Below are 511 nucleotides of genomic sequence, written 5' to 3' on the forward strand. Positions count from 1 at the left end.
GTCGTAACAAGGTAGCCGTATCGGAAGGTGCGGCTGGATCACCTCCTTTCTAGGGAGACATACACTAGCACAAGATGTTAGATGTCACACTAGGTCGACACTTTGGTCACCTTTATTGTTCAGTTTTGAGAGGTCAACTCTCATATGTAGGCCTATAGCTCAGCTGGTTAGAGCGCACGCCTGATAAGCGTGAGGTCGGTGGTTCAAGTCCACTTAGGCCTACCAGTGCCTTTCTTCGATGAAGAAGAGCTAATATATTAAGTCCTATCTTAAGATGGAAGAAATTCCTAATAAGGATAGATTCCGAATACAAGATAGACTCACATGGGGGCGTAGCTCAGTTGGGAGAGCACCTGCCTTGCAAGCAGGGGGTCAGGAGTTCGAATCTCCTCGTCTCCACCATGTTCTTTGAAAACTGCATAGAAGATAATAAAATTTATGATTTGGTCTCTTAGAGTTGACTCTAAGGGTTAGACCAAGCACATAGATTCTCTAAATTAACTTATAAGGT

At 44.0% G+C, this 511-nt stretch carries 2 tRNA genes; both read left to right on the forward strand.

Going from position 1 to position 511, the window contains the following annotated elements:
• The first annotated feature begins 148 nt into the window (after nucleotides 1-148).
• Nucleotides 149-225 (forward strand) — tRNA-Ile (locus EO119_RS08050).
• Nucleotides 226-326: 101 nt separating this feature from the next.
• Nucleotides 327-402 (forward strand) — tRNA-Ala (locus EO119_RS08055).
• Nucleotides 403-511 lie beyond the last annotated feature (109 nt).

This window comes from Veillonella sp. CNR 79/14, assembly GCF_003992185.1.
Classification (GTDB): domain Bacteria; phylum Bacillota; class Negativicutes; order Veillonellales; family Veillonellaceae; genus F0422.